This is a genomic window from Nocardioides sp. Soil_C_8 (assembly GCF_057656315.1).
The window spans coordinates 1,564,549-1,579,345 of the sequence record NZ_JBDGKQ010000001.1; the positions used below are offsets into that span (position 1 = coordinate 1,564,549).

10 protein-coding genes are annotated in these 14,797 nt (G+C 72.6%); 4 read left to right on the top strand and 6 right to left on the bottom strand.

Annotation, left to right across the window (positions count from 1 at the left end; genetic code table 11):
• Positions 1 to 54 precede the first annotated feature (54 nt).
• From AC3A3L_RS07705 to AC3A3L_RS07715, 3 genes are read right to left on the bottom strand one after another with little or no spacing between them, the layout of a single operon-like run.
• On the bottom strand, positions 55 to 987 hold the full coding sequence (locus tag AC3A3L_RS07705) for a hydroxymethylglutaryl-CoA lyase (RefSeq protein ID WP_487639414.1): 933 nt from the start codon (positions 985 to 987) through the stop codon (positions 55 to 57).
• Positions 984 to 2,819, bottom strand: a complete 1,836-nt coding sequence (locus AC3A3L_RS07710; RefSeq protein WP_487639415.1) for an acetyl/propionyl/methylcrotonyl-CoA carboxylase subunit alpha — start codon at positions 2,817 to 2,819, stop codon at positions 984 to 986. The genes AC3A3L_RS07705 and AC3A3L_RS07710 overlap by 4 nt, the downstream gene beginning before the upstream one ends.
• Before the next feature lie 13 nt (positions 2,820 to 2,832).
• On the bottom strand, positions 2,833 to 4,425 hold the full coding sequence (locus tag AC3A3L_RS07715) for a carboxyl transferase domain-containing protein (protein WP_487639416.1): 1,593 nt from the start codon (positions 4,423 to 4,425) through the stop codon (positions 2,833 to 2,835).
• 356 nt (positions 4,426 to 4,781) lie between these two features.
• On the opposite strand from AC3A3L_RS07715, the gene AC3A3L_RS07720 reads away from it, so the two are divergent.
• The gene (locus AC3A3L_RS07720) at positions 4,782 to 5,333 is read left to right on the top strand and encodes an SACE_7040 family transcriptional regulator (protein WP_487639417.1); all 552 of its coding nucleotides are present in this window, start codon (positions 4,782 to 4,784) and stop codon (positions 5,331 to 5,333) included.
• A 40-nt stretch (positions 5,334 to 5,373) separates the two neighbouring features.
• On the opposite strand, the gene AC3A3L_RS07725 is transcribed toward AC3A3L_RS07720, so the two are convergent.
• Together AC3A3L_RS07725 and AC3A3L_RS07730 are read right to left on the bottom strand one after the other, a co-directional pair.
• Positions 5,374 to 6,075: an SWIM zinc finger family protein gene (locus AC3A3L_RS07725; RefSeq protein ID WP_487639418.1), complete on the bottom strand. Its 702-nt coding sequence runs from the start codon at positions 6,073 to 6,075 to the stop codon at positions 5,374 to 5,376.
• Complete coding sequence (locus AC3A3L_RS07730; protein WP_487639419.1) at positions 6,072 to 8,777, bottom strand: DEAD/DEAH box helicase; 2,706 nt, start codon at positions 8,775 to 8,777, stop codon at positions 6,072 to 6,074. Before AC3A3L_RS07730 ends, AC3A3L_RS07725 begins: the two co-directional genes overlap by 4 nt.
• Positions 8,778 to 9,030: 253 nt before the next feature.
• On the opposite strand from AC3A3L_RS07730, the gene AC3A3L_RS07735 reads away from it, so the two are divergent.
• The 3 genes from AC3A3L_RS07735 to AC3A3L_RS07745 all read left to right on the top strand — a co-directional run bounded on the left by AC3A3L_RS07735 (position 9,031) and on the right by AC3A3L_RS07745 (position 12,458).
• On the top strand, positions 9,031 to 10,533 hold the full coding sequence (locus AC3A3L_RS07735; RefSeq protein ID WP_487639838.1) for a DHA2 family efflux MFS transporter permease subunit: 1,503 nt from the start codon (positions 9,031 to 9,033) through the stop codon (positions 10,531 to 10,533).
• A gap of 313 nt (positions 10,534 to 10,846) precedes the next feature.
• On the top strand, positions 10,847 to 11,212 hold the full coding sequence (locus AC3A3L_RS07740; RefSeq protein WP_487639420.1) for a YciI family protein: 366 nt from the start codon (positions 10,847 to 10,849) through the stop codon (positions 11,210 to 11,212).
• Positions 11,213 to 11,237: 25 nt separating this feature from the next.
• On the top strand, positions 11,238 to 12,458 hold the full coding sequence (locus AC3A3L_RS07745) for an RNA polymerase sigma factor (protein ID WP_487639421.1): 1,221 nt from the start codon (positions 11,238 to 11,240) through the stop codon (positions 12,456 to 12,458).
• Positions 12,459 to 12,494: 36 nt separating this feature from the next.
• Here AC3A3L_RS07745 and AC3A3L_RS07750 read toward each other — a convergent pair whose 3' ends face one another.
• Positions 12,495 to 14,663, bottom strand: coding sequence for a RecQ family ATP-dependent DNA helicase (locus AC3A3L_RS07750; RefSeq protein WP_487639422.1), 2,169 nt, complete (start codon positions 14,661 to 14,663; stop codon positions 12,495 to 12,497).
• Between the last annotated feature and the right edge of the window lie 134 nt (positions 14,664 to 14,797).

The following is a 14,797-nucleotide window of genomic DNA, read 5'->3' on the forward strand; positions in this document are numbered from 1 at the left end:
GTCCACCGGGAAATGGCTGCCCCGCGACCCGCCGGACGACAGGATCCCGGTGGACTACCCGGGGGTCCCGAGGGCGCGTACGACGGCGCTGGGGCTGGGCCGGCCGAGCTGGGCGGCCATCCAGGTGCTGGTGGACACGACGGCGTCGAGGTCGACGCCGTGCTCGATCCCGAGACCGGTCAGCATCCACACCAGGTCCTCGGTGGCGAGGTTGCCGGTGGCCGACTTGGCGTAGGGGCAGCCGCCGAGGCCGCCGGCGCTCGCGTCGAAGGTGGTGATGCCCGCCTGGAGCGCGGAGAACGTGTTGGCCAGCGCCTGGCCGTAGGTGTCGTGGAAGTGCATCGCGAGCCGGTCGGTGCCGACGCCGGCCTCGGCGAACGCCGCGACGAGCGCGGTGACGTGGCCGGCGGTCGCGACGCCGATGGTGTCGCCGATGCTGAGCTGGCTCGCCCCGAGGTCGAGCAGCCGGGTGCCGGCCGAGACGACCTGGTCGATCGGGACCGCGCCCTCCCAGGGGTCGCCGAAGCACATCGAGACGTAGGCCCGCACGTCGAGACCGGCCTCGCGGGCCCGGGCCACGGTCGGCTCGAACATCGTGAACTGCTCGTCGAAGGTGCGGTTGAGGTTCTTGCTCGCGAAGGTCTCCGTCGCGCTGCCGAAGATCGCCACGTGCCGCAGCCCGAGCTCGAGGGCCCGGTCGAGCCCGCGCTCGTTGGGCACGAGCACCGGGAGGTCACGACCCTCGTCGCCCAGCTCGGTCATCAGCTCGGCTGCGTCGGCGAGCTGTGGGACCCACGTGGGGTGCACGAAGCTGGTCGCCTCCACGGTCGGCAGGCCGGCCGCCACGAGGCGTCGTACGAACTCGGCCTTGACCGCCACCGGGACGATCGCCTGCTCGTTCTGCAGGCCGTCGCGGGGACCGACCTCGTAGATCGTCACCCGCTCCGGCATCCCCTCGGCCCGGACGGTCATCGGCAGGGTGCTCACGACAGCTCCTCCACGGTGAACAGGACCGCGCCCAGCTTCACGAGGTCGCCGGTGGTGGCGCCGACGGTGGTGACCGTGCCGGCGAAGGGCGCCTTGAGCGCGAGCTCCATCTTCATCGCCTCCATCACGCCCAGCGTCTCACCCTCCTCCACGGCCTGGCCCTCGGCGACGTTGACCGCCAGGACCGTGCCGGGCATGGGCGCGAGGAGGGTGCCGTCGCCCGCGGCCGCGGCCGTGTCGGCGAACGGGTCGTGACGGTCGAAGACGAAGCGCTGTCCGCGGTCAATCACCTCCACGGCGTTCGACGTGACCCGGACGAACGCGGCCGGTGCGGACGCCGTCGGGCGTACGTCGACCAGCTCGGTGCCGACGACGACCCGGACCGGCGCGGCGTCGCCGCCCAGCCGCCAGCCGTCGGACTGCCACGGCCCGGACCCTCTGGGCGGGGCGAGCGCGGCCGCGGCCAGCTGCACGGCCACCGCGTCGTCGGGAGCCGGGACCTCGTTGCGGTCGAGCCACGCGGTGTCGATCGTGGCGTCGCGGAACTCGTCGGACTCGGCCAGCACCCGCAGGAACCCGGCGTTGGTGGTCAGACCCGCGATCTCGGTGCGGTCCAGCGCGCGGACCAGGCGCCCGCGCGCCTCCTCGCGATCGGCGCCGACGGCGATGACCTTGCCGAGCATCGGGTCGTAGGACGTGCTGACCTCCTGGCCCGGCTCGAGCGCGTGGTCGACCCGGACGCCGTCACCGCGTGCCCAGGCCACGTGCGTCGCGACACCGGCCTGCGGGAGGAAGCCGTTGAAGGAGTCCTCGGCGTAGACGCGGGCCTCGATCGCGTGGCCCTCGAGGGTGACGTCGTCCTGGTCGATGCCGAGCGGCTCACCGGTGGCGACGAGGAGCTGGAGCTCGACGAGGTCGACCCGCTGGCCGCCTTGGTCGGTCCGGACGCGCACGACCTCCTCCGTCACCGGGTGCTCCACCTGGAGGCGGGTGTTCATCTCGAGGAAGTAGAACTCGCCGGTCGCGTTGTCGAGGAGGAACTCGACCGTGCCGGCGCCGGTGTAGCCGCACTGCTGCGCCAGTGCCACCGCGGAGCCGGTGATCGCGGCGCGCTGCTCCTCGCTGATGGTCGGAGCGGGAGCCTCCTCCAGCACCTTCTGGTGCCGACGCTGGGTGGAGCAGTCGCGCTCGAAGAAGTGCAGCACCGTGCCGTGGGTGTCGCCCATGACCTGCACCTCGATGTGCCGGCCGGACTCGACGTACTTCTCGACCAGGATCGTGTCGTCGCCGAACGACGAGCGCGCCTCGCGCTGTGCCGCGGCGTACGCCTCCTCGTAGTCACTCGTGCTCCGCACGACGCGCATCCCCTTGCCGCCACCGCCGGCGGCCGCCTTGACGAGCACGGGGTAGGAGAACGACGCCGGGTCGGCTGCGTCGGGTCCGGTGAGCGAGTACGACGGCACGACCGGCACCCCGGCCGCCACCGCGACGTCGCGCGCGGCGTCCTTGCGGCCCATCGCGTCCATCACCTCGGCCGACGGGCCGACCAGCGTGATGCCGGCCTCGGCCAGCGCCCGCGCGAACGGTGCCCGCTCGGACAGGAACCCGTAGCCGGGGTGCACGTAGCCCGCACCCGACTCCTTCGCGGCCGCGACCACGGCATCGACGTCGAGGTAGGACTCCACCCGCACCACCCGGTCCGCGCCACGCGTGTGCGGCGCGTCGACGTCGAGGTCGGTGTGGATCGCGACCGTCTCCCACCCCAGTCGGCGGGCGGTGCGCATGACCCGCAGGGCGATCTCGCCGCGGTTGGCGATCAGCAGTCTGTTCACGTCGTCAGTCCCATCACATGCGGAAGATGCCGTAGGACGGCTCGGGGATCGGGGTGTACGACGTCGCGGCCAGCGCCATGCCCAGGACCCGGCGGGTGTCGGCGGGGTCGATGACGCCGTCGTCCCACAGCCGGGCGGAGGCGTAGTAGGGCGAGCCCTGGGTCTCGTACTGCTCGCGGATCGGGGCCTTGAAGGCCTCGACCTGCTCGTCGGTCTCGAGGTCGGTGCGCACGGTGGCGAGCACGGACGCGGCCTGCTCACCGCCCATCACCGAGATCCGCGCGTTGGGCCACATCCACAGGAACCGCGGGTCGTAGGCGCGCCCGCACATGCCGTAGTTGCCCGCACCGAACGAGCCGCCGATGACCACGGTGAACTTCGGCACCACCGAGCACGCGACCGCGGTGACGAGCTTCGCGCCGTCACGGGCGATGCCCTTGTTCTCGTACTCGCGGCCGACCATGAAGCCGGTGATGTTCTGCAGGAACACCAGCGGGATGCCGCGCTGGTTGCACAGCTCGATGAAGTGGGCACCCTTGAGCGCCGACTCGCTGAACAGGATGCCGTTGTTCGCCACGATCCCGACCTCGTAGCCGTCGATGCGCGCGAAGCCGCACACCAGCGTGTCGCCGTAGAGCTTCTTGAACTCGTGGAAGCGGCTGCCGTCGACCAGCCGGCGGATCACCTCGCGCACGTCGTACGGCGTGCGGGTGTCGGTCGGCACCACGTCGTAGAGAGACTCCGGCGGCTCGTGCGGCTCCTCGACCTCCGCGCGCGGCGCCCGGACCGGGGTCACGGCGGGCAGCGTGTCGACGATCGACCGCACGATCGCCAGCGCGTGGGCGTCGTCCTCGGCGAGGTGGTCCACCACCCCCGAGGTGCGCGCGTGCACGTCGCCTCCGCCCAGGTCCTCGGCCGAGACGACCTCGCCCGTGGCGGCCTTCACCAGCGGCGGGCCGCCGAGGAAGATCGTGCCCTGGTTGCGCACGATCACCGTCTCGTCCGACATCGCCGGCACGTAGGCGCCACCTGCGGTGCACGAGCCCATCACGCTCGCGACCTGCGGGATCCCGGCCGCGGACAGGTTGGCCTGGTTGAAGAAGATCCGGCCGAAGTGCTCGCGATCGGGGAACACCTCGTCCTGCATCGGCAGGAACGCGCCGCCCGAGTCGACGAGGTAGAGGCACGGCAGGTGGTTCTCCGCCGCGATCGTCTGCGCCCGCAGGTGCTTCTTCACCGTCATCGGGTAGTAGGTGCCGCCCTTGACCGTCGCGTCGTTCGCCACCACCACGCACTCGCGGCCCGAGACGCGTCCGATGCCGGCCACGACGCCGGCGGACGGGACGGCGTAGTCGTCCCCGTCACCCCCGGAACCACTGCCGTACATGCCGTACGCCGCCAGCGGCGCCAGCTCCAGGAACGGGCTCCCCGGGTCGAGCAGCCGGTCCACCCGGTCGCGCACCAGCAGCTTGCCGCGGTCCGTGTGCTTCTTCCGCGCGGCCTCGGACCCGCCCTGCCGGACCCGGGCCAGCCGGGAACGCAGGTCGTCGACGAGCTCGCGCATGGTGGGGGTCGCCCCTGCCGCCGGGGTCTGTTGCTCGGACACCCGGTCAGGTTAGCGATCGTTAACCTGTGGTGTCCATCGACCACTGCTCGGCGCGGCCTGATACACCCCCGGCTGACGAATCCGTGGCCAGGACACGCCGCGACCACTCATTCTTTGCCCATATTGGGGGATTGACCTCTCCCACCCCAAGGGGGGTAGCGCCTACAATTTACGATGCATGTCGGGTGCACGGATCGGGGGATCAGTGGGCCGCTGCGGGGGTGCGGCCCACTGCCGCACAACTTGTTGGGGAGGCACATGTGATTCCGCTGGCCGTTTCGGAGGCGTCCGAGCGCCTGATGCCACTCCCCACACCCCGGGCACCGCGAGGGTTAGCAGGCACTAACCTCGCCGACGTGACTCCCCGCCGCCAGCAGATCCTCGACATCGCGGCCGACCTCTTCGCGTCGAGGGGTTTCCACGGCGTCTCGGTCGCCGAGCTCGGCGCGGCCTGCGGCGTCTCCGGCCCCGCCCTCTACAAGCACTTCCAGTCCAAGGACGCGATGCTCGCCGAGATGCTGGTGACCATCAGCGAGACGCTGCTGTCCGAGGGACGCTCGCGGGTCGCGTCCGCCGGTGACCCGCGCGAGGCGCTCGAGGCGCTGGTGGAGTGGCACATCGAGTTCGCCCTCGAGCACCGGGCGCTGATCGTGGTGCAGGACCGCGACTGGAGCAGCCTGCCCGACGAGGCCCGCGAGCGCGTGCGCGCCCTGCAGCGCGCCTACGTCGACGAGTGGGCCGCGCAGATCCGCCGCCACGACGCCACCCTGAGCCCGGAGGCATCCCGCACCCGCGCCCACGTGCTCTTCGGCCTGCTCAACTCCACGCCCCACAGCGGCCGGTTGCCCGACCCGCAGATGCACGACGTGCTGCGCGACATGGCCCACGGCGCCCTCGGACTCGCCTGAGCCGACCGCTCCCTCGTCTGCCGCCGTCGCCCGCCTCCTGTCACCAGGCGTCGAACGGGCTCTCCAGCTGGAGGAGCCGGGCGGCACGGACGGCTGCGTCCTCGGCGACGACCAGGTCGTCGACGTCGGCCGGCGCGTCGGGTGTCGAGCCCGCGTGGGGGTCGACAGCCGGTGCGGCTCCGGACGCCGGCCGGCCCAGCTGGTGGAGGTCGCGCAGCACCCGCTCGCGGGACAGCCCGCGCAGGTGGGTGAGGACGAAGGGATCAGCCTGGATCAGCCAGGCCAGCTGGGTGAGCACCGCGAGCGCGTGCGGGCACGGGTCGAGCCACGCGTCGCACGAGCAGGCCGAGCCCAGCTCGCCGCCGTACGGCAGCAGCTCGACGCCCGCCTCGTCCACCGCCTCGACGAAGGAGTGCGGCAGCTGGCCGGCGAGGAGCGCGCCGATGCGCCCCGACTCGGCCGCCACGAGCTCGACGAAGGCCGCGGCGTCGTCCGCGTCGAGCACCGGCACGGTGACCTCGACCGTGAACGCGTCGTGACCCTCGGTCACCGCCGCGACCGCGCCGCCCTCGTCGACGGTGATGGCGCCGACGGCGCCCGAGCGGGCGAGCGACCGGCCGGCGCGCAGCTCCTTCTCGCCGAAGGCGGCCTCCTCGACCGCGCGGAGCACCGCCTTGCTCCACCAAGTGCCGCCCCCGCCGCCCCGCCGCGGCGCCAGCCGGGGGTGGGTCGTCCCGGTCATCTACGTAGCTCCACCAGGTCGCGGAGCTCGGCGTCGGAGAGCTCGGTGAGCGCCGTCTCCCCGCGCGAGAGCACGGAGTCGGCCAGGGACCGCTTGCGGGCGAGGAGCTCGGCGATCTTCTCCTCGATGGTCCCCTGGGTGATGAACCGGTGCACCTGCACCGGACGGGTCTGGCCGATCCGGTAGGCGCGGTCGGTCGCCTGGTCCTCGACGGCAGGGTTCCACCAGCGGTCGAGGTGGATGACGTGGTCGGCGCGGGTGAGGTTGAGGCCCGTGCCCCCGGCCTTGAGCGAGAGCAGGAACACCGGCGTCTCGCCCGCCTGGAAGCGCGCGACCATGGCGTCGCGCTCGCGCACCGGGGTGCCGCCGTGGAGGAGCTGGTGCGGCACGCCGGCGGCGGCGAGGTGGCGCTCGAGGAGGCGGGCCATGGCGACGTACTGGGTGAAGACGAGCACCGCCCCGTCCTCGGCCATCACCGTGCCGACGAGCTCGTCGAGCAGCTCGACCTTCTCCGAGCGCCCGCGGAGCTTGGGGTTGGGCTGGCGGAGGAAGTGGGCGGGGTGGTTGCAGATCTGCTTGAGGCCGGTGAGCAGCTTGAGCACCAGGCCGCGGCGGGTCTCCTCGTCGGCCTCCTCGATGCGGCGCATCGACTCGCGCACGAGCGTCTCGTAGAGGACGACCTGCTCGCGGGTCAGGCCGAGCAGGTGGTCGGTCTCGGTCTTGGGCGGCAGCTCGGGCGCCACACCGGGGTCGGACTTGCGCCGCCGCAGCAGGAACGGGCCGATGAGGTCGGCGAACTGCCGGGCCTTCGTGGGCTCGAGGCCCGACTCGATGGGGCCGGCCCACACCTTGCGGAAGGCGTTGCGGCTGCCGAGCAGACCGGGGACGGCCCAGTCGAGGATCGACCACAGCTCGGTGAGGTCGTTCTCCACCGGGGTGCCGGTCAGCGCCACCCGCGCGGTGCCCGGGATGGTGCGCATCGCCCGGGCGGCCGCCGACCGGGAGTTCTTGATGTGCTGCGCCTCGTCGGCGACGACCAGGTCCCACGCGACCTCGGCGAGGAGCGCGGCGTCGTTGCGCATCGTGCCGTAGGTCGTGAGCACGAAGCCGCCGGTGACCCCGTCGAGGTCACGCGTGCTGCCGTGGTGGCGGCGTACGGCAACTCCCGGCGCGAAGCGACGGATCTCGGCCTCCCAGTTGCCGAGCAGCGACGCCGGGCAGACGACGAGCGTGGGGCCGCCGCCACCGTCCTCCTGACGGTGCAGGTGGAGGGCGATCAGGGTGATCGTCTTGCCGAGTCCCATGTCGTCGGCCAGGCAGGCACCGAGCCCGAGCCCGGTGAGCTCGGCCAGCCACGACAGCCCTCGGCGCTGGTAGTCGCGGAGGTCGGCCCGCAGCGCCGCGGGCACTGCGACGAGCTCGCCCGTGACGGCGTCGCGGACCCGGTCGCGGACGGCGAGCAGGCTCGCGCCGACGACCGCCTCGTAGGGAGAGTCCTCGATGTCGACGACGCCGGTGAGCGTCGCCGCCAGCGCCTGGACCGGGGTCACGGTGCGGATCAGTCGCTTGCGGGCGCGCTTGATCACCGCGGAGTCGACCGCGACCCAGTTGTCCCGCAGCTTGATGATGGGGCTGGTGGTGCGGGCCAGCTCGTCCATCTCGTCGTCGCTCAGCTCCTCGCCGTGGAGCGAGAGCTGCCACTCGAACCCGAACAGCGCCCGCGGCCCGAACAAGCCGTCCTGCAGCGGCTCCTCGCTTGCGCCGGCCGGCGAGCGACGGCCCAGCTCGACCCGCTGCGTCACCTCGCGGTCGAGGTACTTCGGCCACATCACCGGGTGGCCGGCCTCCGTCAGCGCCACGGCCCCGCCGTCGAGGAGCGAGAGGATCTCGTCGGAGTCGAGGGTGATCTCGTCCGGGACCCGCAGGTCGAGCAGCCGGTCGAGCACCGGCCAGGCGTCAGCGGCGGAGCGCAGCGCGATCGCGGCGTGGGTGCGGGCGCGGTCGCCGAACCCGTGGGCGGCCTCCGGACCGGACTCGGCCCACAGCTCGGAGGCGTCGGCGAGGTGGGCGGGGTTGTCGACCGCGTGGACCTGCAGCACCAGGCGCACGGCTCCGGCGACCAGCTCCTCCTCGTCGGCCTCAACCCGGAACGAGATGGAGACCAGGTGCGGCCGGTCGTCACGGCCGCGTGCCCGGATGCGTGCGATCCGGTGCTGGAGCTCGTCGCTGAACGCGTCGGGGGTGCGCGGCTCCGACGTCGTACGACCAACGGGCGACGGGCCGCGGTGGCGCGAGCGCCCCGGGGTGGTGCGGGGCATGGTGTCCACCACGGCGTCGAGCAGGCCGCGCACCATGCCCTCGGCCGTCGCCTCGTCGAAGCCGTCCCAGGCCCGGGAGCGAGCCAGCTCGGCGATGCGGCGCTCGTCGGCGGCGTCGAGCCCGGCGACCTGCCAGTGCCGACCCTCCGGGTCGGGGGCGAAGCGCCCGGACGCGACCAGCTGGAGCCCCATCAGCGCGGCGCCGGCGAGCAGCGCGACCGACGGGTGCACGTCGGCCTGGTCGCGGACCTTGCCCAGCACGGGCAGCGCACCGCGGATCGGCATCACGATCGTGCGGCGCTCGTCGGTGAACTCGACCGAGCCCTCCCGGGGCGGCTCCCCCGCCAGCAACCTGGCAGGACCGGTGACCGGGACGAAGCTCATGCGCACCCTTCCTGGCTCGCTCGGCAGCGGGCACAGGGACGGTAACGCCTCGGACCGACAGGGAGTTCCCGGCGCCATGACCGGGTCGGCGTACCCCTCTCGGACGGCGGCCCACCCGTGAGGGTGACGCAGGCCACCGCGAAAACGATTACTCGTTGTCAGACGCAACCAATACCGTTGTCGGGTGACCGACACCCAGACCCAGACCGGCGCCGCGCCGGAGCACTCCGACAAGCTCGACAAGAGCGTCCTGATGGTGGCCGGCGTGGTCGTCCTGGGCGCCATCATGTCGATCCTCGACATCACCGTCGTCTCCGTCGCGCTCAACACCTTCCAGCAGGAGTTCGACGCCACCGCGGCCGAGGTCGCGTGGACGATGACCGGCTACACCCTCGCCCTGGCGAGCGTGATCCCGCTGACCGGTTGGGCGGCCGACCGCTTCGGCACCAAGCGCCTCTACCTGCTGGCCGTCGCGCTGTTCACGATCGGCTCGGTCCTCTGCGCGGCCGCCACGTCGCTGGAGGTGCTCGTGCTCTTCCGCGTGCTGCAGGGCCTCGGCGGCGGCATGCTGATGCCGCTCGGCATGACGATCCTGACCCGGGCCGCCGGTCCCGAGCGGGTCGGCCGGGTGATGGCCGTGCTCGGCATCCCGATGCTCCTGGGCCCGATCTTCGGTCCCATCCTCGGTGGCGCCCTGATCGAGAGCGCCTCGTGGCACTGGATCTTCCTGATCAACCTGCCCATCGGCATCGCCGCGATCGTCTACGCGTGGATCGTGCTGCCCAAGGACCACGTCGAGCCGTCGGAGACCTTCGACTGGCTGGGCATGGTGCTGCTCTCGCCCGGCCTCGCCGCGTTCCTCTACGGCGTCAGCTCCATCCCCGAGGAGGGCACCGCGATGGCAGCGCGTGTCCTCGTGCCGATGATCCTCGGCCTCGTGCTGATCTGCGCCTTCGTCCCGTGGGCGCTCAACCGCAAGAACATCCACCCGCTGGTCGACCTGCGCCTGTTCGGCAACCGCAACCTCACCGTCGCGGTGATCGCCATGACCCTGTTCGCGATCGCGTTCTTCGGTGCCTCGCTGCTGTTCCCGCTCTACTTCATCCAGGTCCGCGGCGAGGGCACCCTCGCCACCGGGTGGCTGCTGGCCCCGCAGGGCGTGGGCGCGATGATCACCATGCCGATCGCCGGCATCCTGGCCGACAAGATCGGCCCCGGGAAGATCGTCCTCGTCGGCATCACGGTGATCACCGTCGGGATGGCGATGTTCACCCAGATCGGTGCGGACACCTCCTACGTCTACATCCTGAGCGCGCTCTTCATCATGGGTCTCGGCATGGGCGGCACGATGATGCCGATCATGACCGCGGCGCTCGCGACGCTCACCGCGCACAACGTGGCCCGGGGCTCGACGCTGCTCAACATCACCCAGCAGGTGGCGGCCTCCATCGGCACCGCCCTCTTCTCGGTGATCCTCACCAACGAGCTGAAGGACTCGCGCTTCGTCTCGGCCGGCGCCGCGCTCGCCGAGGCCGGGGACGACCAGACCCAGGTCGCCGCCATCCTCGAGCGCTTCGGCATCTCGCCCGACCAGCTCGGCAACCTCCAGCAGCTGATCACCAGCGACATGGCCGACGCCTTCGCGACCGTGTTCATCGTCGCGACGGTCCTGGTGGCCTGCTGCCTGATCCCGGCGGCGTTCCTGCCCCGCAAGAAGGTCGCGCCCGTCGACCCCACCGCGGTGATGGGTCACTGACCCGGGCTCCGCACCTCGGCCGCGGCCCGTCCTCCTGCACGGAGGGCGGGCCGCTGTCGTACCCCGCTCAACCCGCATATCTGAGGACGTCCCGGTCGTGGGTCCGGTCTCGATCCGTCCACGGCGTCCTCAGATATCGGAGCCCCGCAGTGACGTACGAATCGGGACCCATGGGTGCGGGTTCGGATGACGCCGCGGCGGTCGCGGAGGAGGATGCGAGAAAGTTCGCGCGAGCTGTCGATCGCCGGGCAGCAGCGGCGACGAGGTGGTGAGCGAGCCCCGAGAGGCGGGGCCGAGACAGAGAGGCACGACCATGAAGTACGTCCTGATGTACACCTCCCGCCCCGACCTCGCCGGGGAGACCGACCCCGAGGCCGCGCAGGCGATCTACAAGCGGGTCTACGAGTGGTTCGGCGAGAACGCCGGCGTGATGGCCGACTCGGGCGCCGAGCTGCTCGGCGTCGAGACCGCCACCACCGTCAAGCACGGCACCGACGGCGCGGTCGTCGTCGACGGCCCGTTCAACGAGGCCAAGGAGGTCATCGGCGGGTTCAGCGTGATCGACGTGGCCGACATGGACGCCGCGATCGCCGTGGTGAAGAGCTGGCCGATGCTCGACCTGCCAGGTGTCGCGGTGGAGATCCGGCCGATGGTCGAGGACTACTCGCAGTTCGAGTGACCCACCGGACCTGACGGATCCCGCGATGGCGACCACGGACGACCTCCTCGCGCGCACGCTGCGCGAGGAGGCCGGCCCGCTGGTCGCCCGGCTGTCGCGTCGGTTCGGGGACTTCGACCTCGCCGAGGAGGCAGTCCAGGGCGCCGTCGTCGAGGCGCTCACGTCCTGGCGGCGCGACGGTCCGCCCGACCGGCCGGGTGCGTGGCTCCAGGTCGCCGCGACCCGGAACGCGATGGACGGCATGCGACACCGCGACCGACAGCGGGCGCTCGCCGCGCGCGCGGGCGCGCCGCACGAGGCGTACGCCCGTGCGGACGGCACCGACGACCGGCTCGCGCTGCTCTTCGCCTGCTGCCACCCGGCACTCGCCCCGGACGCGCGGCTGGCGCTGACGCTGCGCGCCGTCGTCGGCCTGACCACCCCGCAGATCGCGCGCGCCTTCCTGGTCCACGAGTCGACGCTCGCCCAGCGCATCGTCCGTGCGAAGCGCAAGATCGTGTCTGCCGGTATCTCGCTCACCGTTCCTCCGCCGGCGGACCTCACGGCGCGGCTCGACGACGTGCTGGCGGTCGTCTACGTCATGTTCAACGAGGGGTTCGTCTCCTCGACCGGGCCGACCCAGGACCGCGACCTCGCGGCCGACGCGGTGTGGCTCGCCGGAGTCATCGCCACGTCGCTGCCCCGGGAGGCGGAGGCCTGGGGGCTCGCCGCGCTGCTCACCATCCAGCACGCGCGGAGCCGGGCGCGGTTCGCCGACGGCGACCTCGTGCTGCTCCGCGACCAGGACCGCAGCCTGTGGGACCACGACGCGATCGCCGAGGGCGAGCGGCTCATCGAGCGCGCCGCCTCGCTCCATCGACCCGGCCGCTACCAGCTCCAGGCCGCGATCGCCGCCGTGCACGCGACCGGAGCCAGCTGGGCGGAGACCGACTGGCTGCAGATCTCGCTGCTCTACGAGGAGCTGGCCCGCCACGACCCCTCGCCCGTCGTACGGCTCAACCACGTCGTGGCCCACGCCCAGGTCGTCGGCCCCGTCGACGCCCTCGCACGGCTCGAGACGCTGGCCGGTCCGCTCGCGGAGTACCACCTGTTCCACGCCACCCGCGCCGAGCTGCTCTCCGCCGTCGGCCGCGACGACGAGGCTGCGCTGGCCAACCGTCGCGCGCTCGAGCTCACCGGGAACGACGCCGAGCGGAGGCTGCTCGCCACGCGTCTCCACCGGCGCCCGATGTCCGACGGCTCCTGACGCTTCCGGAAGCGGGGCGGCCGGGACGTGGTCGGCTCAGCCCTGGGCGGCCAGGGCGAGGGGCAGCACGGCCGAGGCGCCGGCCGCGCGGATCGCGGTCGCCGCGACGGTGAGGGTCCAGCCGGTCGCCACCTGGTCGTCGACGAGGAGGACGGTCGCCCCGGGGGGTACGTCGGCGTCGAGCCCGCCGCGGCGGCGTACGGCGGCGACGCGCTGCGCGGAGTTCGACTGTCCGGCGCGCGGCGGGACGGAGGGGTCGCGGATCGCCCACGTGCCGACGACCGGCACCTGCATGACGCGGGACAGCCCGTCGGCCAGGTCGCGGACGAGGGTGGGGCGGGTGGCCGACTCGACGACGACGATCGCGTCGGGACGCGACGTCCACTCCGGCGACCAGTCCTTCATGACGTCCATGACGGCCCGGGCGAGGCCCGGGGGCACGGGCCCGTCGGGGGTGTCCTCCCGGAACAGCGCGCGCAGCGCCTGGCCGTGGCCGAGGTCCGTGAGGCGGGCGACCGTGCGGCCTGGCTCGGCGCCGTCGGCGATCTTGCCCTTGAGGTCGAGGCCGAGGTTGGCCAGCGCCGTCGGCCACATGCGCCGCGGCTCGAGCACCACGCCGGGGCGCGACAGCCGCTGACCGGCCTCGGCGACGGCCGCCTCGCTGACCGACGCCGACAGGGTCAGGCCGCCGCAGTTGTCGCAGCGACCGCAGTCGGTCGCTTCGGGGTCGTCGAGCTGCTCGCGCAGGTAGCGCATCCGGCACTCCGTGGTGCGGAGGTAGCCGAGCATCGCCTGCTGCTCGCGCTCGCGCGCCTCGGCGACACGGGCGTAGCGCTCGGCGTCGTAGGTCCACGGGCGCCCGGTGGCGACCCACCCACCCTGCACGCGCTGGACGGCGCCGTCGACGTCGAGGACCTTGAGCATCGACTCGAGCCGGTTGCGCCCGAGCTCGACCCGGGTCTCCAGGGTCGCGGTCGAGAGGGGGCGGTCGGAGTCGGCCAGCGCGGCGAGGGTCTCGCGGACCTGCTCCTCGCGGGGGAAGCCGAGCGAGGCGAAGTAGGCCCAGATGTCGCGGTCCTCGACCTGGGGCAGCAGCACGACCGTGGCGTCGTCGGTGCCGCGGCCCGCACGGCCCACCTGCTGGTAGTAGGCGACGGGGGACGACGGTGCACCGAGGTTGATGACGAAACCCAGGCTCGCGTCGAAGCCCATGCCCAGGGCGCTCGTGGCGATCAGCGCCTTGACCCGGCCGTCGACGAGCGCCTGCTCCAGCGCGTGGCGCTCGTCGGCCTCGGTCTGGCCGGAGTAGGCGGCGACCTCGAGGCCACGGTCGCGGAGGTAGCCGGCGACCTCCTGCGTCGCGGCGACGGTGAGGCAGTAGACGATGCCGGACCCGGGCTGCTCGGCGAGGTGGTCGGCCAGCCAGGCCAGCCGTTGCTCGGGCGTCTTCAGCTGGACGACACCGAGCCGGAGCGACTCGCGGTCGAGGGTGCCGCGCTGGACGAGGACGCCGTCGTCGGTCGAGGGGTCCTGTGACGGGCGCTGACCGCCTTCGTCGACCAACGACCCGTGCACACCCAGCTGCTCGGCGACGTCGTCGGTGACCCGGGCGTTGGCGGTCGCGGTGGTCGCGAGGACCGGGATGCCCGACGGCAGCTCGGCGAGCAGCGTGCGGAGCCGGCGGTAGTCGGGGCGGAAGTCGTGTCCCCAGTCGGAGATGCAGTGGGCCTCGTCGACGACGAGCAGGCCGCAGGTGGCCGCCAGCCGCGGGAGCACCTCGTCGCGGAAGCCGGGGTTGTTGAGCCGCTCGGGGCTGACCAGCAGGACGTCGACCTCACCGGCGTGGATCTGGTCGTGGATCGGCTGCCACTGGTCGATGTTGGTGGAGTTGATCGTGACCGCCCGGATGCCGGCACGCTCTGCGGCGGCGATCTGGTTGCGCATCAGGGCGAGCAGGGGGCTCACGATCACCGTCGGGCCGGCGCCGGCCTCGCGCAGCAGCTTGGTGGCCACGAAGTAGACGGCCGACTTGCCCCACCCGGTGCGCTGCACGACCAGGGCGCGCCGGTGGTCGACGGCCAGCGCCTCGATCGCCGCCCACTGGTCCTCCCGCAGCCGCGCGTCGTCGCGGCCGACCAGCGCGCGCAGGTGCCGTTCCGCGGCCTCCCGGGCGGAGAGGCGTACGTCGTCGGTCGCGGTGCTCATGGCTCCTGTCTACCAACCGCCACCGACGGCCGCACCGCCGCATCCACAGGTGCCCACGAGACCCGGCCGGCTTGGGCGACCGGGTCTCGTGACAGGACTCCGTCCTTCCTCGACCAGCGGAGCGATCCCTCGCC

Excerpts from the sequence above, each read along its gene's own strand:
- AC3A3L_RS07740 (WP_487639420.1), top strand. The coding sequence starts at position 10,847 with ATGAAGTACGTCCTGATGTACACCTCCCGCCCCGACCTCGCCGGGGAG.
- AC3A3L_RS07750 (WP_487639422.1), bottom strand. The coding sequence starts at position 14,663 with ATGAGCACCGCGACCGACGACGTACGCCTCTCCGCCCGGGAGGCCGCG.
- AC3A3L_RS07730 (WP_487639419.1), bottom strand. The coding sequence starts at position 8,777 with ATGAGCTTCGTCCCGGTCACCGGTCCTGCCAGGTTGCTGGCGGGGGAG.
- AC3A3L_RS07735 (WP_487639838.1), top strand. The coding sequence starts at position 9,031 with ATGGTGGCCGGCGTGGTCGTCCTGGGCGCCATCATGTCGATCCTCGAC.
- AC3A3L_RS07725 (WP_487639418.1), bottom strand. The coding sequence starts at position 6,075 with ATGACCGGGACGACCCACCCCCGGCTGGCGCCGCGGCGGGGCGGCGGG.
- AC3A3L_RS07745 (WP_487639421.1), top strand. The coding sequence starts at position 11,238 with ATGGCGACCACGGACGACCTCCTCGCGCGCACGCTGCGCGAGGAGGCC.